Here is an 18,915-nt window from a genome sequence, read left to right on the forward strand (position 1 = left end):
CTTGCATAGCGTGAACAATCTGCCAGCGACCAACACCTGAGTTACCTTATGCCAGCCATACCAGAGCTGCGCCGCTAAGCAGCGTCGCCATCCCCAACAGCTCACGGTTTCGTTGTTTATGGGTAATATCCAGCGCATTGGCAAGCATCACACCTGCAGCTATCGATAAAGCACTGGCCAGAGTGATACCGCCAATATAGGCAATAAAACCCTGGGGATTGGTATATTCGAGACCATGGCCGTAGCCATGAAACAAAGAGAGTACAGAGACCAAAGAGAGGGAAATCAACACAGGCCACCGTACATTACCGGCGATAAGCGCTCCCAGCATCAGCACTGACAGCACCATACCCGCCTGACAAAGCGTATGAGCCATGGCGCTGCGCCCCAGTAAAGAACCGATCACCAAGGCGGAAAGTACTCCAAGGGGTAGCCACAGCCAGGCCTTATGACCCAGCATGACAGCCCAGATACCGATTCCCAGCATCACCAGCAGATGGGCTATACCTGATAGATGATGCAGCAAACCCGCCTGCATTCCCTGACTGACTTCAGGGCTGACCATGGTCTGCTCCAGCCCCGCCATCAACAAAACGCAGAAAACAATTATCAAGCTCACCAAGCAGTTACGTACATTCAACATGGTACACCTCCGGCTGATAACCTGGCTGATTTCAACATACGCCCGGTATCGGAGGAAAAAGCTGATCCCGCTCAAAAATTCTTGTTAATCATCAGGGTCTGTTGACCTTTGACTCTCCTGCCGGGGTTAACGGCTTCTTGCTATTGTTCCCAGAGCGGCAATATCCGCATGCAGGCTCTCAACGGCACAGGCGTATTGATACAAAAGCCAAGTGTATCCTGTCAGCGCAAACTGATGTTGTTCATGCTCATCCAATGATGCCAGCAGCTCCTGATGCAGAGTCATTCCCATCTGCTCAGGCAAGGGTGCCAGAGACTGACTGGTACCCGCCACGTATTGACTCAGTGACTCAAGAACAGGCAGCAGGCGAACAGTCAATTGATTGATTTTGGCGTAGGAGCAGTATTCATCATCGCGCCAGCGGGTTTGACTGAGAATTTCCATCAGGGTGACCAGACGTATCTGCTCCTGAGTGAGTTGCTCCAGCCTTTGCTTATGGTGTCTTAAGGTGCGACTTTCCCACTCCAGTGAGAAGAAGAGTTTCTTCTGAGCAAGAACCGACTTCATGGTTGACTCAAGTTCGGCCCGGCAATCTTCTGCACCGTTGATCCCGGCGCTGAGGTGCTTTTTCAGCATTGAGCCCTGTTTGGCAAACACTGTAGACAGTTGCTGCCGCCAGTCCTGCTTGGCCTTTATCGGCAAAATAAACAGCGAAACGCATACTGCAATCAAACACCCCAGCAGAATATTGGCTGTCCGCCACACAGCCTCAGTCGTATCGTGGTTGGCATCCCCCACCACAATGATCATAGTAAAGCCAGTGACCAGGTAAGCATAACTGTACCTGCCTTTACCGATATAACAGACCAGTCCTACTGCCATGGCCAGCAATCCCATCAGGGCCCAGTAATTCTGAAAACCAACGATTAGCAACACGCCACATAGTGAACCTACACAGGTTCCGATGGCTCGTTGCAAAGACTTTTCCAGCGCGCTGCCCACCTGAGGTAGACCCAGCATAATGATCACTATGGTGACCATGCTCCAGATAAAATGAGGTAAGGGCCAGATGCCATTAATCACAATGGCTATCAGCAAAGCGAGGAACAACTTAAATGCGTGCACTACCCTGGCGTGCTGATAAATAAAACGGGTGAATTTGCCATCAGGCGAAAATACAGACATGGGGGCTTTGTCTATTGAAGTGCTTTACCCCATTTTATAAAACATTGAGGCGTAAAAGCTCAACCGGGCCGACAAAAATTCAATGGGTGAGAAAGTGGAGTATTGCCGCGTAAGGACAATTTTTAAGCGGCAATAACCTGACGACTGACTTTAATTGGCTGAAGACGGTTATGCATAACCTTAATGGTTTCAAATTTAACCATACTCTTCACTTCAGAAAGTTCGCACTCCTGACTCAGCAACATAACCTGAGCGGCTTGCAAGCCGTTCTCTACGACCAAAACCAATACTCTTTGTTTCTTGGTTGTCGTCAGTTCAAATAATTTTCCAACATCGCAATATACACACTCATCGCAGGCATCAAAAAACCATGACTTTGGCATTTGAGGCTTGAGCATAAAATGAGCAGCCGTTGCGTTGAGTGAAATCTGAACTATTTCAGCATCAGGTACAGATAAATGCTTTTGCAGACATTCAAGCATAGCAATATAGAACTTAGCCTGTTCCATGCTAAATTCCATTGGCGACATTGCGTCGGGTATCAGTAATTTCTTTTGGTAGGGAGTCAGAAATTCCATTTCTGCGCCTAACGAAACGCTCAGCGAATTGTACGCATCGTTATAACTCCACTGCCAATCCTGCTGTGGCATTAATAGCATAACGTCTACCTATTATCCGATATCAGCTCGATAATAGTTGAAAAAATGGTCAAACTCAAAGGGAATTTACAAGTTAGTTGCTGTTTTATATAAAAATATCGCGATCCCCTTTAGATCGTTTTCAGATCTAATAAGGATCGCGATCGGCGTTTTTGGATCCTAAATAAAATACTGAATGATTTTATTTGGTTCTGAACGCATCAGAGATCTCTTTAATCAACTGAGGTCCCTGATAGATAAAGCCTGAATAGATCTGAACCATTTCAGCGCCAGCATCAATTTTCGCCAATGCATCTTCAGCGCTGTTAATTCCGCCCACTCCAATAATTGGCATTTTACCTTTTAAGGCATCTGCCAATTGCTTAATAATCTTGGTGGACAGCTCATTCAACGGTTTGCCACTCAGGCCACCGGTTTCATTACTGTTCTTTAAACCATTTACACCATCGCGGGTCAAAGTCGTATTGGTAGCGATCGCACCATCAAATTCATTCTTGATTAACGACTCAGCGATCTTTTCAATTTCATCCGGAGTCAAATCCGGTGCAATTTTCAGTGCAATTGGTACATATTTTCCATGCTTCTCAGCCAGCTCTTTTTGCTTGGCTTTTAACGCACTCAGCAGCTCATCCAACAACTCACCGTATTGCAGGGTACGCAGGCCAGGAGTATTTGGTGAAGAGATGTTAACCGCAATGTAAGCTGCATATTCATACACCTTTTCCATGCAGACCAGGTAATCATCTTTACCCTGCTCTACCGGCGTATCACGGTTTTTACCAATATTAACGCCCACCAGCGCCCCGGACTTGGCAGCTTTCAAATTGGCCACCAGATGGTCGACACCTTTGTTGTTAAAGCCCATACGGTTGATGATCGCCTTGGCAGGCTTAATGCGGAACAAACGTGGCAGGTCGTTACCAGGCTGAGGACGTGGGGTCACTGTACCGACTTCAATATGACCAAAACCCATGGCTGCAAACGCATCAATGGCTTCACCATCTTTGTCCATCCCCGCAGCCAGACCTACCGGGTTAGGGAAAGTGATTCCCATCACTGTCACAGGCGCCGGAATGATGTCCTGTCGATAAAAACAGTTCAGAGGTGAGTTACCGGTCGCACGGAGGCCTGTCATTGCCACGTTATGAGCCTGCTCCGGATTCATCTGGAACATCACTTTCTGCGCTATTTTATAAAACATGTTTTCTCCTAGACCTAAAAAAGCCCCGGCATTCGCCAGGGCTCTTAATTTCATATTGTTATTAGCTTACTTTTGTCCTTCGCAGTGAAGGATAAGCAAATTCAGCTCACGCAAGGCAACCGAGAACTTGGCGAATTCGTGGCTTTGCGATGTCTTGAAGTCAGCCAGCATATGGAGCCAACGCTCCAGCAGCGACTGATTTTCCTCAATCCATTGAGCAATAATGGACTCTGCACTGCAGGTATCGGTACAGGTTCCCAGAACCACAGAGGTCAGGGAGCGCTGCTGCCAGTCCAGTTCCTCACGGAATGCTGCCCGGGCCAGTGCCTGCCAGTGATTGGTAACAGGCTGTGCACTGATCTGATCCAGGAACCAGTGAAGATCCACCTTCGCGCCTAGCTTGAAGTAGGTTTCTGCCACCAGCGGAACAGATTTGTTCTCTGCCTGCGCAATCTGAGCAATGTCCAGGGTAGAGAACAGAGTGCTCATATTGGCAATAACAGCGGCTACAGGCTCGGGGACCCCTTCGCGCATCAGAGATTTGGCCTCGGTATCCAGGGCCGCCACTTCGTCCTCAATCATAAAGTTTTGAACGTTGGCGTGCAGCTCTTCAAACACTGGCTTGAAGAAGGCTACTGTCTGCTCGATGCTCATACTGCGGTTGCGGTGACGCAGGAACCAGCGACAGGAACGACGCAGGTTTCGACGCAGTTGATGTAGCATCTCACCCTGTACAACAGCAGGAATGATACCATTCAAATCGGTAATCGACTTGGTTAATTCAGCCAAACCAAAGACTTCGCGGGCGATAGTGTAACATATCGCAGCCTCTGCGACTGTGGCACCTGTCTCATCTTGCATTCGCTGCACGAAATTCAGGCCCATGTCGTTGACCAGTTCATTGGCCAGCGAGGTCGCAATAATTTCACCACGCAGCGGGTGGTTAACCATGCGGTCGGCATACTTCTTCTGCAATTTCTGCGGGAAGTAGGCAATCAGCAATTGGCTGAGGAAAGCATCATCGGTGATTTCTGGTGTGACCAACTGCTCCTTCAGCACCATCTTGGCGTACGCCACCAGTACAGACAGCTCAGGACGTGTCAGTGGACGGCCACTTGCCAGACGCTCAGCCAGCTCCTCTTCGGTCGGCAGGAACTCCAGCGCTCTGTCCAGCTTGCCCTCTTTCTCCAGGTAGTGGATAAAGCGGATCTGCTCTTTGAGCTGCTCAGCACCGCGAACCTGAGTCACAGAGATAGAACGGGTTTGATCGTTACAGTCCTGCAGCACGATGTCAGACACTTCATCTGTCATCTCAACCAGCAGACGGTTACGCTGCTTAACGGTCAGTTCACCGTCATCCACCAGGCTGTTAAGCAGAATCTTGATGTTAACTTCGTTATCCGAGCAGTCTACACCACCTACGTTATCCACGAAGTCAGTATTCATACGGCCACCTGTGGCAGCGTATTCAATACGACCCAGCTGAGTACAACCCAGGTTACCACCCTCGCCGATGATCTTGGCGCGAACCTCTTTACCATCAATACGCAGGGCATCGTTGGCGCGGTCACCCACCTCGGAGTTGGACTCGCTGCTCGCCTTCACATAGGTACCGATACCACCGTTCCAGATCAGGTCCACTTTAGACTTGAGCAACTCTTTGATCAGCTCAGTCGGCGTCATGGACGACTTCTTGGTATCCAGCAGCTTTTTCATTTCCGGCGTCAGGGAAATAGACTTGGCACTGCGCAGGAAGATACCACCGCCCTTGGAGATCAAGTCGCGGTTGTAATCATCCCAACTGGAACGTGGCAAATCGAACAGACGCTGACGCTCGGCGTAACTGGTTTTATGATCCGGAGTCGGGTCGATAAAGATGTGCATATGGTTGAATGCACCCACCAGGCAGGTGTACTCAGACAGCAGCATACCGTTACCAAATACGTCACCCGCCATATCGCCCACCGCCACACAGGTAAACTCTGTGGTCTGGCAATCGATACCGATTTCACGGAAGTGGCGCTTCACAGACTCCCAGGCACCCTTGGCGGTAATCCCCATCTTCTTGTGGTCATAACCGTTGGAGCCACCGGATGCGAACGCATCCCCCAGCCAGAAGCCATATTCAATGGCGATGGAGTTGGCGATATCAGAGAAGGTTGCAGTGCCCTTATCAGCGGCAACAACCAGATATGGGTCGTCTTCGTCGTGACGAACCACATCGGCCGGTGCGACAACTTCACCATTGCTGATGTTATCGGAGATATCCAGCAAACCGCGGATAAACAGCTTGTAACACTCCTGACCTTCAGTGAAGAAGGCTTCGCGACCACCTTCAGTTGGCAGCTGCTTACAAACAAAACCACCTTTTGCGCCCACAGGCACAATTACCGTGTTCTTAACCTGCTGGGCTTTTACCAGACCCAGTACTTCGGTACGGAAATCCTCTCGACGATCTGACCAGCGCAGACCACCACGGGCCACCTTACCGCCACGCAGGTGAACACCTTCGACTCTTGGTGAGTAAACAAAGATCTCAAATTTAGGCAACGGCTTGGGCATCTCAGGGATCATCTCAGGAGAGAATTTGAATGAGATGTAAGGCTTGTTGGTGCCACCTTCCAGCGTCTGATAGAAGTTGGTTCGCAGCGTAGCGTGGATAAGATCCAGGTAGCGGCGAATAATACGGTCGTCATCCAGGCTGGAGACATCATCCAGACGGCGCTCAATCTGCTCCTGCAGTTTATCCAGCGTGCGAGTACGCAGCTTTGGATTAAACTTGCGGATAAACATCTTCACCAACAGCTCGGCAAGCTGAGGATAGCGGCTGAAGGTTTCTTCAATGTATGCCTGAGAGAAAGTCGCATCAATCTGACGCATATATTTGGCATATGCACGAATAATGGAGACTTCGCGGCCGGTCAGACTGGTAGACAGCACCATGCGGTTAAAGCCGTCATCTTCCAGCTGCTTATTCCAGACATCGGACAAGGCGCTTTGGAATCTGTCCTGACAATCTGCCAGGCTCTCGGTGTTGGCATCCTTGACTGTCATCAGGAAGTCGAGGATCCAATAAGTCTCTTCGTCGTTGGTAATAATCTCGTATGGACGCTCGTTGATCACACGCAGACCGAAGTTCTCCAGCATTGGCAACACATCGGACAGGTGGATTGGCTCGTCCTTGTGGAACAGCTTGAGGCGTACCTTGTTATCAGTCAGCGAGGTTTCCTGCGGCTGATAGAAGAGCATGCCCAGATCATGACTGTCATCCAGCGCTTCCAGCTGCTGCAAATCCACAACCGCAGAGCTAGGGAATACATCCTCTTTGTAGCTGCGCGGGAACGCATTGGAGAAGGTTTTGGCAAGGCGGTTACCAACATCATCGCCAAGTGCGGTATTCAATGCGCTGTAGAGTTTGTCTTCCCAGGAGCGCGCCGCTTCAATCAGGTCTGTTTCAATCGCTGCCACATCCACATCCATATTATTGTTATCGACATTCACTATGTAGTGGGTCCGGGCCAGAGTTGACTCGGAGAAGTAAGTGGTAAATTCCACCTCTTTGTCGCTGTTAAAATGCTTGGCCAGAATACGTTGGGTATCTTCACGCAGCTTGGTGTTATATCTGTCTTTGGACACATAAACCATACAGGAGAAGAAGCGACCGAAACCGTCTTTACGTACAAACAGTTTCAGCTTGTCTCTGTCCTGCATCTGGAGCACGCCACGGGCGATAGACCACAGCTCTTCAACATTGGCCTGGATCAGCTCATCGCGGGGCAGATTCTCCAGAATGTTCACCAGCGCCTTGTAATCGTGAGAGCGTGGCGCCAACGCCGACAACTCAAGCACACGATTAATCTTCTGGGACAGCAGTGGGATTTCCCTTGGACTGCGGTTATACAGGTTGGAAGCGTACAGACCGAGGAATCTGTCTTCGCCGATGACATTGCCTTTCTTGTCAAAACGCTTAATGCCGATGTAGTCCACATAGGCTGGACGATGAACCCGGCTCTTGGCACTGCTCTTGGTCAAAATAAGCAGGCTCTTGTCCAGCGCTTCCTTACGGGCGTTTTCTGACAGGGTCGACAGCAACAGGCCATGATCCGGCTGGGTCTTTCCTGGTTTATTCATCAAACCCAGGCTGCTCGCCATATCAGGCACCAGCTCAACATCACCCTCTACCCGGTTGAGGTCATAACGGCGATAGCCGAGCAGAGTGAAATGATGGTTGTTCAGGTAGGTCAGAAAATCGATGGCTTCCTGGCGCTCTTCTTTTTCGCCGGGGAAAGGCAGCTTTGGCAACTCGTCAATTGTTTCTTTTAGTTTGTTTGACATTGCCTGCCAGTCATTAACGGACGCTGCGACATCAGCAAGGACTGACTGGATCTCCCCTTCGAGCGCCTTGATATCTTTGCTTCCGCTTTGACGGTCAATTTCGATGGCAAATACTGCAACTTTTTCTGCTTTTGCATCTGCACCTGAGACCGTCCCCAATTTGGTCACCAGGCCATCTTTGCGCTCAATGGCAAAGGGCGAATGCAATAACATATGAGCAGTAATGCCCAAACGGTTAAGTGCCATACCCACTGAATCCACCAGGAAAGGCATATCAGGGTGGATAATCTCAATAATAGAGTGGGTTGACTGCCAGCCATGCTTGGACTGACTTGGGTTAAATACCCTCAGGTGACTCTGGCCAACAGGCGTGGAGTTAACAGAATTCCACAGGCTCAATGCTGCACCGTACAGGTCGCTGTCGTTGCGTTGATGCAGATCTTCTTTTGACATTTGGGAATAAAGACCAATGGCAAACTGCTCAACTTGCTTTGCTTGTGTTTGAGGGACTTTGGAGTGAATAAGGCTGACTACATTTTCCAGTAGTACTGAGGGCATTGCATCTTTCAAGGCCATGTTGCTGTTTCCTTAAGCGTCTATGGCAGCGCTTTATCGTTATATACAAACTCCTACTCATGGTCCGGCCCACCAATTCTGTGACCCAGATCATCGTTGGAAGTGTATTACTAAATTCATCCTAGTTCGAGGGAAATTTTAGAGTGACATTCTCTATTTATCCAGTATTGGCGGGGATTTAGTTGAACGAATGAAAAAAGAACCAGCAAAATAGATTAACTATTCAATAACAGAAAGGGAGCAAATGCTCCCTTTCTATTTTCATACTTTAGGCTTTCGCCAGAATACTGCGGCCAGTGCCGGCAGAATAATAATGGCCCCAAGCATATTTACCAAAAACATAAAGGTGAGCAAAATCCCCATATCCATTTGGAACTTAAGCGCTGAGAAAAACCAGGTACTGACACCGATTGCCAGCGTCAATCCGGTGAAAATAACCGCACTGCCCCGCTCCATCAAAGCTTCAAGATATGCCTGCTGCACCGCCATGCCATCTTTCAACTTGGCAGACATGGTAGACAGAATGTAGATGCCATAGTCCACACCAATACCGACACCCAAAGCGATAACCGGCAAGGTGCTGACGGCCAGACCGATTTGCAATTGAGTCATCAGCGCCTGCGCCAGGGTAGACACCACGTACAGTGGCACAATCACAGCGATTGTGGCCCGCAGCGAGCGGAAGCTGATTAAGCAAAGTACAAATACTGCACCATAGACATAGATCATCATAGGCAGCTGGGCTTCTGCCACGGCTTCATTGGTTGCAGCCATCACGCCGACAGGACCGGACGCCAACTTAAACTTCAGCTGGTCGTTATCCATTTTGGCAGACAGTTCCTTCACCTTATCGACCACCACTTCAATGGTCTCAGCCTTGTGGTCCTCCAAAAACAGATACACAGGCATTACAGAGCAGTCAGAGTTCAACAAACCTGAACTTGTTGGTACCCGTCCAATCGCCTGAACCAGACTGGCTGTGGTGCGAGGCAGCAACTGCCACTTTGGGTTGCCCTCGTTAAAACCGGCATTCACTTTCTTGGCCACGGAAGCCAGACTGGCCGAGGACTCTACCCCAGGGGTATTGGCAGCCAACCACTCAAACTCATCGATTTGCGTGAGCACTTCATGGTAGGTACAAGCCTCGGGGAAGGCCTCGACTATCACTGTCATCACATCAGTGGTGATAGAGAAGTGATCGGTAATAAAGAAGGTATCCTGATTGTAACGGCTATCCTGGTGCAGGGCTGGCGCGCCTGCATGCAGATCACCAATCTTCATCTTGTTGGCCTGCTGCAAACCTGCGGCATACAGCACAGCTGTCACACCCAAAACCACAACTGCATACTTAGGCGTGGCGAATTTAGACAGTGATTGCCAGATTTTCTGTACCTTGGCATCGCGGTTTACATCAACCCCGAGCTTATCCTGCTTAAGATTGGTGTAAGAGATCAGCAGAGGCAGCAGAACCAGGTTGGTCAGAATGATAACCGCCACACCCAGAGAGGCTGAAATCGCCAGCTCACGGATAATGCCGATATCGATCGCCAGCAGGGTCAGGAAGCCGACGGTATCTGACAACAAGGCGACCCCGCCAGGAACCAGCAGAGCGCGGAAAGCCGATGCCGCAGCCGCTTTGGTTTGTTGACCATCCAGGACCCGACGACGCACAGAGTTAATCATCTGTACCCCGTGGCTCACCCCAATCGCGAACACCAGGAAAGGTACCAGAATCGACATAGGATCCAGACCAAAGCCGACAACAGTCAGCAGACCAAGCTGCCAGATAACCGCTATCAGGCTGCACACCAGAGGCAGCAGCGTCAGCACCACAGAATGAGAGAAGAAATACACCATCACAGCTGTGATTAAGATGGCTATCAGGAAGAAGAGCAGAACGCCCTTGGCACCATCAGCGACATCTCCCGCCATCTTGGCAAAGCCGATGATATGGATCTTAATCTCGTCGGTCTCATATTGAGCCCTGAGCTCTTTCTCCAGCTGCTCAGCGAACGCAATGGTATCCAGAGGTTCACCGGTTTGCGGATCGAAATCCATCAACTGGGCGGTAACCATAGCGGCCGAGTAATCTTCCGCTATCTGGCGACCAACAATCCCGGCTTTCTCAATGTTATTACGAACAATTTCCAAACCTGCAGTGGTATTGGCGAAGTCGGCGGGAATGACCGGCCCTCCGGCAAAGCCATCTTCAACCACTTCAGTAAATCGGGTAGAGGGTGAGTAAAGGGATTTAACCAGAGATCTGTCTACACCCGGGATAAAGAACAGCTGATCGTGTACTTTTCTTAAGGTATCGAAGAATTCGGGATTAAAAATATTACCGCTGGTGTCCTGCACGGCAACCATAATATTGTTGGCGCCCCCAAACTCCTGCTGGTGCTTGAGGTAGGTCTGCATATATTCATGCTTGAGCGGAATATTTTTGACAAAAGCTGCATCCATGCGCAGTTGGCTTGCCTGATAACCGAGAAATACGGTGATCAGTGCGAACAGTACAATGACAGCTGCACGGCGCCGGAACAGAAAGGATTCAAATCCGTTGACCAATTTTTCTAACATCTTTCAGGCCCTGTTGTTATTCTTGTTGGCTTGAGAGTTTCAGCACAGGGAATTACTCCCCCTGTAACTGCACCACTCCCGCAGTACCGGACAGCCATACGCGGCCATCTTTATCCTGGATAATGGACACCAGACTTTCACCCTGACGCTTTTCCAGTTCGCTGATCTCTCCATCAGGTGACATTTTAAGCACCATTCCGGCATTACCGACAAACCACACATTACCATCACGCGTTTGGGTTGCGCCATTGACAGTGGCACTGACCGGCAGCTCAATCTGGGTAAATTCACTCAGCTCGCTGTCGGTGGCGAACAGGTGTCCTCTGAGTCCCATCAAGTAGATCCTGTCGCTCAGTTCAATGGCGTTGAACATAGAACCATCGTAAACAAAATCCAGCGCCTCAAAGGTTTTCCCTTTGTCACTGGATACCGCCACCATTCCCAGCTCACCCAGCAGCAATAAACGGCCATCAGAGAGTGGCAGAATACGATTGAAATGGGGTAGCAGAAAGGCGCGCTCGTCCAGGTACAATTGTTCATCCTGGGACTTTAGGTCATTCAGGTAATCAACATCTTCCTCAAACAAAAGTTCACTATGGAATTCTTCTGTCCAGGTCTGACCACTGTCGAGCGAGCGATAAAAAAGGCCGTAAGCGCCAATAGCTACGCCCTCCTTATCATTAAAAAACAGTACATCCAGAAACGGTTTTTCCAACTCTTTGGACTGCATCTGCTTTTGCCAGGACTGACCGCCGTCCTGAGTGTGCAATATGGTGGCATCGTGCCCTACCGCCCATCCCAACTTATCGTCGAGAAAAAACAGCTTGGTCAGTAATGAGTTAACTGGCGTTTCCACCTGCTGCCACTCATCACCATCGAGTACCAGCACATGCCCCCGCTCACCCACACTCACCAAGGTGTCTCCGGCAGGTGCGATATCAAGCAGCAGAGAGGATTGTGCCAAAGGTTGGATTTGAGATTCGATTGAAGCAGCCTGAACCGGTGTAGACAAGAATGCAATAACTCCCAATGCACAGGCGCTACGAAGCATGCAAGACAACATACAAACTTCCTTTAAAGTATCAGGGCACCGGGAAGGTGCCCTGTAGACTGCTGGTGTTAGCGGATACCGCTGCGGCGCAGCGCTGCGGGAGTGAACTCAGAAGAGCTGAGGTTAGCGTCAAAGTCGTACATGCGGCCTTCGTTATCCAGACCAATCGCCAGGTAACGGCGTGATTGCAGGTCGTGGAATACCTCGAGCGTACTCCATGGCGTTGGCACTTCGTAGTAGTTCAGGTTATGAGCGAAAGCTACGCGATACAACTCATCACGGTTGTCGTACATATCCGTTGCAGACACCTGCCAGGAGTCTTCATCAATGTAGAACACACGAGTCTTGTAGATGTGACGCATACCATCTTTCAGAGTTGCCTTAACTTCCCAGACTCTGTGCTTTTCCCAACGGACAAGATCAGGGTTGATATGTCCAGGTGTCAGGATCTGGTCATAGTCGACCTCGTCTGAATGCAGGCGGTACTCGTTATAAGGAATGATGATCTCTTTCTTGCCAACCAGCTCCCAGTCATAACGGGATGGAGAGCCATTGAACATGTCATAGTCATCCGTGGTACGCAGACCATCAGATACAGTTCCCGGAGTATCGAAAGCTACGTTTGGAGCCTTACGTACACGGCGCTGACCTGTGTTGTAGGTCCAGGCCTGACGTGGCAGCGCTTCCTGGTCCATGGTCTCTTTAACCAGCAGTGCGGTACCCGCCAGACGTGCTGGCTGAGACACGACCTGCTTGAAGTAGAACAGAGTGTTATCGTCGGCCAGTTGCTCCGGAGTGGCCTCCGGACGGGAGTACTCGAATCTCAGCTTCTCAGACAGTTCAACCAGAGTGTAGTCGCCACCCTTGGTTGGAGACGCCTGGTTACGCTCAGTCTCAGCATCAACACCACGGAAACGGAGGATGTGGTTCCAGATCACCTCAAGACCGTTGGCAGGAATCGGAAACGGCACACCAATGGCGGCGCCTTTCAATCCATTACCGTCAGCTACCAACTCGGCGCGGGTTGCATTTGCCTTGGTTGCATCATAAACGAACTGAGGCAAAGACGCGCTACGGCGGGTTGGATACACATTCATTTTATAAGTGTCAGGATACAGCTCAAACAGCTTCATCTGACCGGGAGTCAGAAACTCCTTGTACTTATCCTTGTTGGCGTTGGTAATGGTATACAGCACCTTGTCATTGGGATAAGGGTCAGGGTGATGATCACCAGCTTTATAGCCGTCAACTGGCTTGGTAATTCCGCCATCCCATGCAGGGATAGAACCGTCAGCATTACCGGCTTTCTCTGCGCCAATTGGCGTAAGAGTAGTACCCAGTTTGGCCGCCTCTTCAGGAGATACCTTGGCATCAACAGCAGTGGACACCAATCCAACCATTACTGCTGCAGACAATATCGTTAGCTTATTCATATTATTGTCCTTATTAGATTGAATACTTGATATTGAACGACACATAGTCGCGGTCTGACATCAGGTTGGTGGTCCCTACCCCACCAAAGAAGGAGTTGTAGGAAACATCCAGCCCCCACTTGCTCTGATAATCAAAGTTCAGACCTGCTGCCACCGACTTCTTACCTTCAGTGAACAGGAACATAGGATCTGGTGTAATACCATTAACATCGTGGGAGAAAATCAGACGCGCAGACATGTTCACACCGGCAAACACGTTGAAGTAGTCCGCTTTACCCACCAGTCGGTAACCCCAGGCAAAATCAGTTGGGAATGGATTGGTTTCAGGGCCATTGTGCAGCGCCTGAATAATACCTGGCATGTCAGGATTACCACCTGAACGTCCGGTACCCGGTCCGTTCAATCGCAGCTCGTCATGGGACGGCATATCATGGATCCATACGCCACCCACTTCAGCCAGGGCTGTCAGGTTGTCAGTGCCCAGAACAGGGCCGAACAGATGGGTAAATGTCATCTGAGCCTGAGTGGTATCACGCAGAATATAACCCTGAGCATAATCGCCCGGGGCAACCGGACCGATAAATTCACCGTACTGAGACAGTCCATCCAAATCAGGACGGTTTACCGGCGGCGGTAAATCAGAATTAGCCAGCTGCTGAGGCATAGCTTCAAACAGCAGTTCAACATCATCAATCTGCAGCGGCTCATCCTGACGGTGAGCTATTTCACCGGCAACCGAGGTATCGCCAATTAGGGTATTAAAGCTGAAGCCATAAAGCTTGATATCTTCAGGATAAACAATCTGAGCCTTAGAGAAAGTATCAAGTTGTAGCATTAACTCTCTGTCGATCGGTCCTTCATTCATTCCAATTTTAGCCAAGTCTCTGAGCACCGCGTCTTGATTAAAATCAGCGGTAGTCCCAGAGATCAGCGGACGACGACTATGGTAATTAATAAAGTACAGGCCAAACTCGGTTTCACCCAGCTCAGGCGCATAGTAACCCAGTTTCACACCATACTGCCCACCATCTTCCGGCTCCATTTCATCCTGCACCAAAGTGGCCTTGGTAGGATAAGCCAAGGCCATGGAAATTAGCTGTTCAGTGGGAATCGACTGACCGGAACGCAGCATTGCTGCCAACTTATCATATTCACCGGTCAGGAAATCCAGGTTCATGTCCGGGTTGGCGTTGAAGCCAAGTTGAGCATTCTGGGAATAACCGCCGAAGCCAGCAAAGTCATTGGTTGAGAAGAAAGACCCTGGGGGCGGAACCCAGATAGGCTTCCATTCATACTGATAAAAGGCTTCCATAGACAGGCTGTCGGTAATACCTAGTGACGCCCACACCATGCCCTGAGGGCGGAAGGCTTCTTTCAGCTCAGCACCCGGAGCATTCAGAATATTCAGGTCAACCGGGTTAATCACACTGATACCATGGGCAATCAGAGTACTTTCACCCCAGGAGATCACCTGGTTACCAACACGCACCGACAGCGGGTTGAGGCCGTCATTGAAATCGAAGTCTGCATACACAAAGGCATCCAGCAGGCGGATATCCTTACAGATCACCTCTTCGGCACGCTTATCTTCACAGGGATCGAATTCGGCACCGGTCAAAGGATCACTGTAGCCAAAGTCGCCATTAAGTTTCTTGTTGTCATAGAAATACATGCCCCGGGCAAACAGACCGAAGTTTTCATAGCTCAGCGAAAGCTCATGCAGACCTTTTACGATTTCGGATGTGGTATCGCCCTGCGCATACAGGAGGTTACTCAGGTCATTGTTACTGGAGTATGAACCGGGCTGAGCCCAGATTTCCTGAGGGGTGTAGAGGATATTTCCGAAGGCTGAATAACCAGTCCAATCAAATCGGGGATGGTTAACCTTACCAATATAGTCCCAGTCTCTGTCTTCCGTGCGCCAGCTTGCGCCGGCAGTCCAAGTCGAGTCAAAAGAACCGTCTACATCTCCCCAATTAAAGGAAAATGCATTGGCCTCGGGCAAAATGCCCATACTGATGGCCGACGCTACCCCCAATGCTATTGCCGACTTGTTAAATCCGCCTTTAACAATTTTCATTTTAGCTTCTCTCCGTAACCTGCCTGGATTCGTTGTTATAGGAATTTCAACCAACATCTTGTTAGCCTACAGGTAACACCATTGTTACAGGATTTGCGGGGGATGAGCAAGGCGGATTTTAAGAAAATTTTAATAAGAATTGGGCACTTACCCTTTACATCATGGGCAGGAAAAGCGCTGTTATTTGAAAAAAATTACCCCCGGTACATGTTAACCATGATTACCGAGGGTAATTGAATGTGTATCAATAAGATAGCGAACAGCAAAGGCTAATAAATCATTCGCTTGAATCAAGCATTCGTTTGAAGTAATTACTCTAAATCAATTCAAGTGATACAACGTCACCTTTTTCGTTTAACACCAAACGGAACCATCCATGGATACCTGAGGGGGTTAAAAAACGCCTGAAGTGCCGGCAATTAATCCACAAACGTGTGCCCCGGCGGTCCTGAACTTCTACCTTATCAACATCACCGCGGTAGTAAGGCATAAACTCACGGTAAGTCAGATTTAAGCTGAAAATAAACTCCATCTTCAATCAGTTGGGGCCATTACTGACCCCACTCCAATGCTTAATCCTGCAACGCTCTTTCTACTTTTTCGTAAAGATCACGGGCCAGATCAGGCATGGCCTGGAGTTGCTTCAGGCAATCCTTCATCATTTGCTGTCGACTGTCATCGAACTTGGCAAACTGGATAAGAGGCGTCATGATGCGCGCCGCTACCTGAGGATTCAGCTTATTCAGCTCCTTCAGGCAATCGGTCATAAACTGATAGCCTTTACCGTCTGCTCTGTGGAACTGAGCGGTGTTGGCCGCAGCGAAACACCCTATCAATGAACGCACCCGGTTTGGGTTATTCATACTGAATGCCGCGTGACCACGCAAAGATTGAATACGGTCAATACAGTTGTCTGTATCCTGCATTGCCTGCAACATAAACCACTTGTCCATTACCAATGGCGTTTCTTTCCAGCGGCTTTCAAATTCAGCCATTAACTGGTCACGCAGTGGCAGGCTCGCACGATTGGCGGCAACCAAGGCCCCCAGTGCATCTGTCATATTGGAAGCCGCTTCAAATTGCGCAGAGACCAAGGCCTGATGATCTTCGTTCACCTGGCACAACCATACCAGGGCAGCATTTTTCAGCGCTCTTACCTGCACAGAATCTTCGAAAGAGTTGGCACGATAAACTGCCAGCAGTTCATCTTCACAGCTGGCAGCCATCTCTTCGATGACAAACTCTCGTGCTGCCAGCAGCAGATCCAAATCAACCTTATCGACCTGCTCAACCAGCGCCTGTGCAGACGGGATATTCAGGATTTCGGCCACCAAAGCGGCGTCAAGATTGCTATCCAGTAATACACCTCTGAATGCATCCACAACGCGCGGGTCCAGATGCATGGCTTCAGCCTGTTGCAGGCGCGCTACGTTCTGCCAAACAGCCTGGCTGATAAGCGCCACAGATGCCTCCCAGCGAGCCACCTCACTACCGGCATGACGCATCAGATGCACCATTTGCTCAACACTGTAGTCGTACTTCAACTTCACCGGCGCTGAGAAGTTTTGCAGCAAAGAAGGAACAACCTCTGAACCCAGTCCTTCGAATACAAAGGTTTCCTGCTTCTGTTTCACATCCAGCACTTTGGAAAATACCGACGTACCGTCAGCGCCCAGCAGTTCCAGGTCGAACGGGATATGCAGAGGTTTGGCATTTTCACCTGCAACCGGGTTTTCCTGGCTGATAGTCAACTCGTATCTGCCGGCAGCGGCGTCAAAGCTGTCTGTTACTTTCACCACCGGGGTGCCCGCTTGCTCATACCATTGACGGAATTGAGCCAGGTCGACGCTGCTGGCATCCTGCATTGCAGAGACAAAGTCGTCACAGGTTACCGCCTGGCCGTCATGGCGTTCGAAGTAGAGCTTCATCCCCTTCTGGAAGCCTGCTTCTCCGAGCAAGGTATGCATCATGCGAATGACTTCGGCACCCTTGTTGTAAACAGTGACTGTATAGAAGTTGTTCATTTCAATCACGGACTGGGGACGAATTGGATGGGCCATAGGGCCAGCGTCTTCAGCAAACTGCTGGTTTTGAATCACCTTAATCGCCTGAATCCGGTTCACTGCCGGAGATCCCATATCCGCACTGAACTCCTGATCACGGAATACCGTCAGCCCCTCTTTAAGGCTTAACTGAAACCAGTCTCGACAGGTAACACGGTTACCTGTCCAGTTATGGAAATATTCGTGCCCTACCACGGATTCGATTCCATGGAAGTCATCGTCAGTGGCACTGTCGCTGTCAGCCAACACATACTTGGTGTTGAAGATGTTCAGGCCCTTATTTTCCATGGCCCCCATATTGAAGAAGTCGACCGCCACGATCATATAGATATCCAGGTCGTACTCGAGATCAAAACGTGATTCGTCCCAGGCCATGGCTTTCTTCAAGGATTCCATAGCGTGGCCAGCCTTACCCAGATTGCCCTTATCAACAAACACCTGAAGTTTGACATCGCGGCCACTGCGGGTCACAAACTTGTCTTCCAACAGATCAAAGTCACCAGCTACCAGTGCAAACAGATAGGAAGGTTTTGGGAAGGGATCTTCCCAGCAGGCAAAATGACGGCCATTGTCCAGCTCACCCTGTTCAATCAGATTGCCGTTGCTGAGCAGGAAGGGAAAAGATTTATCGGCTTCAATCCGTACCGTGTATTTAGCCAGTACGTCCGGACGATCGAGGAAGTATGTAATACGACGGAATCCTTCCGCTTCACACTGGGTGCAGTAAGCACCGTCTGACATATAAAGGCCTTCCAGGCTGGTGTTGGCCTCGGGGTCAAGCAGAGTCACTATCTCTAAATCAAATTCCAAAGGTGCCGGTGCCAGACGCAAACCACCCTCAAACAGCTCATACTCTACCACTGTGCCGTCGACCTTAACCGACTCCACCTGCATGCCATCGCCATCAAGCAGCAGTGGCGTCCCTTCATCGGCCAGTCGACGCACACGGCTTGTTGCCACCACTTTGGTCGCTTTACCCGCCAGATTAACATCCAGTGCAATAGACTCTATGGTGAAATCCGGGGCACGATAATCTTTTAAATGTTTCGCCTCAGTCTGGGACATAACAAATTCATCCTTCTTTCTATAGCTACAAAAAACGCGCCTGA

The 18,915-nt window shown here is 49.8% G+C and carries 11 protein-coding genes; all 11 read right to left on the minus strand.

Going from position 1 to position 18,915, the window contains the following annotated elements; genetic code table 11:
* Positions 1-46: 46 nt before the first annotated feature.
* Complete coding sequence (locus ACFOE0_RS09270) at positions 47-643, minus strand: HupE/UreJ family protein (protein WP_248935609.1); 597 nt, start codon at positions 641-643, stop codon at positions 47-49.
* Between the two features lie 126 nt (positions 644-769).
* Positions 770-1,828 carry an FUSC family protein gene (locus ACFOE0_RS09275; protein WP_248935610.1) on the minus strand — a complete coding sequence of 353 codons (1,059 nt, stop codon included), beginning with the start codon at positions 1,826-1,828 and terminating at the stop codon, positions 770-772.
* Positions 1,829-1,950: 122 nt separating this feature from the next.
* Positions 1,951-2,487: a cell division protein ZapC gene (locus tag ACFOE0_RS09280; protein WP_248935611.1), complete on the minus strand. Its 537-nt coding sequence runs from the start codon at positions 2,485-2,487 to the stop codon at positions 1,951-1,953.
* Positions 2,488-2,668: 181 nt separating this feature from the next.
* On the minus strand, positions 2,669-3,688 hold the full coding sequence (gene pyrD / locus ACFOE0_RS09285; RefSeq protein ID WP_248935612.1) for a quinone-dependent dihydroorotate dehydrogenase: 1,020 nt from the start codon (positions 3,686-3,688) through the stop codon (positions 2,669-2,671).
* A gap of 66 nt (positions 3,689-3,754) precedes the next feature.
* Positions 3,755-8,599, minus strand: a complete 4,845-nt coding sequence (locus tag ACFOE0_RS09290) for an NAD-glutamate dehydrogenase (protein WP_248935613.1) — start codon at positions 8,597-8,599, stop codon at positions 3,755-3,757.
* A gap of 261 nt (positions 8,600-8,860) precedes the next feature.
* Positions 8,861-11,179, minus strand: a complete 2,319-nt coding sequence (locus tag ACFOE0_RS09295) for an efflux RND transporter permease subunit (RefSeq protein ID WP_248935614.1) — start codon at positions 11,177-11,179, stop codon at positions 8,861-8,863.
* A gap of 52 nt (positions 11,180-11,231) precedes the next feature.
* Entirely contained in the window at positions 11,232-12,242 is a 1,011-nt protein-coding gene (locus ACFOE0_RS09300; RefSeq protein ID WP_248935615.1) for a YCF48-related protein, read from the minus strand.
* A 56-nt stretch (positions 12,243-12,298) separates the two neighbouring features.
* Positions 12,299-13,663, minus strand: coding sequence for a DUF1329 domain-containing protein (locus tag ACFOE0_RS09305; protein ID WP_248935616.1), 1,365 nt, complete (start codon positions 13,661-13,663; stop codon positions 12,299-12,301).
* A gap of 13 nt (positions 13,664-13,676) precedes the next feature.
* The gene (locus tag ACFOE0_RS09310; protein WP_248935617.1) at positions 13,677-15,743 is read right to left on the minus strand and encodes a DUF1302 domain-containing protein; all 2,067 of its coding nucleotides are present in this window, start codon (positions 15,741-15,743) and stop codon (positions 13,677-13,679) included.
* 316 nt (positions 15,744-16,059) lie between these two features.
* Complete coding sequence (locus tag ACFOE0_RS09315) at positions 16,060-16,275, minus strand: DUF2835 domain-containing protein (protein WP_115138415.1); 216 nt, start codon at positions 16,273-16,275, stop codon at positions 16,060-16,062.
* Positions 16,276-16,315: 40 nt separating this feature from the next.
* Positions 16,316-18,871, minus strand: coding sequence for an aminopeptidase N (pepN, locus tag ACFOE0_RS09320; RefSeq protein WP_248935618.1), 2,556 nt, complete (start codon positions 18,869-18,871; stop codon positions 16,316-16,318).
* Positions 18,872-18,915: the final 44 nt, after the last annotated feature.

The organism is Shewanella submarina (assembly GCF_042646185.1).
Classification (GTDB): Bacteria; Pseudomonadota; Gammaproteobacteria; order Enterobacterales; family Shewanellaceae; genus Shewanella; species Shewanella corallii.

Coding starts and splice junctions, on each gene's coding strand:
- ACFOE0_RS09310 (WP_248935617.1), bottom strand. CDS start 15,743: ATGAAAATTGTTAAAGGCGGATTTAACAAGTCGGCAATAGCATTGGGG.
- ACFOE0_RS09295 (WP_248935614.1), bottom strand. CDS start 11,179: ATGTTAGAAAAATTGGTCAACGGATTTGAATCCTTTCTGTTCCGGCGC.
- ACFOE0_RS09315 (WP_115138415.1), bottom strand. CDS start 16,275: ATGGAGTTTATTTTCAGCTTAAATCTGACTTACCGTGAGTTTATGCCT.
- pepN (WP_248935618.1), bottom strand. CDS start 18,871: ATGTCCCAGACTGAGGCGAAACATTTAAAAGATTATCGTGCCCCGGAT.
- ACFOE0_RS09270 (WP_248935609.1), bottom strand. CDS start 643: ATGTTGAATGTACGTAACTGCTTGGTGAGCTTGATAATTGTTTTCTGC.
- ACFOE0_RS09275 (WP_248935610.1), bottom strand. CDS start 1,828: ATGTCTGTATTTTCGCCTGATGGCAAATTCACCCGTTTTATTTATCAG.
- ACFOE0_RS09300 (WP_248935615.1), bottom strand. CDS start 12,242: ATGTTGTCTTGCATGCTTCGTAGCGCCTGTGCATTGGGAGTTATTGCA.
- ACFOE0_RS09305 (WP_248935616.1), bottom strand. CDS start 13,663: ATGAATAAGCTAACGATATTGTCTGCAGCAGTAATGGTTGGATTGGTG.
- ACFOE0_RS09280 (WP_248935611.1), bottom strand. CDS start 2,487: ATGCTATTAATGCCACAGCAGGATTGGCAGTGGAGTTATAACGATGCG.
- pyrD (WP_248935612.1), bottom strand. CDS start 3,688: ATGTTTTATAAAATAGCGCAGAAAGTGATGTTCCAGATGAATCCGGAG.
- ACFOE0_RS09290 (WP_248935613.1), bottom strand. CDS start 8,599: ATGGCCTTGAAAGATGCAATGCCCTCAGTACTACTGGAAAATGTAGTC.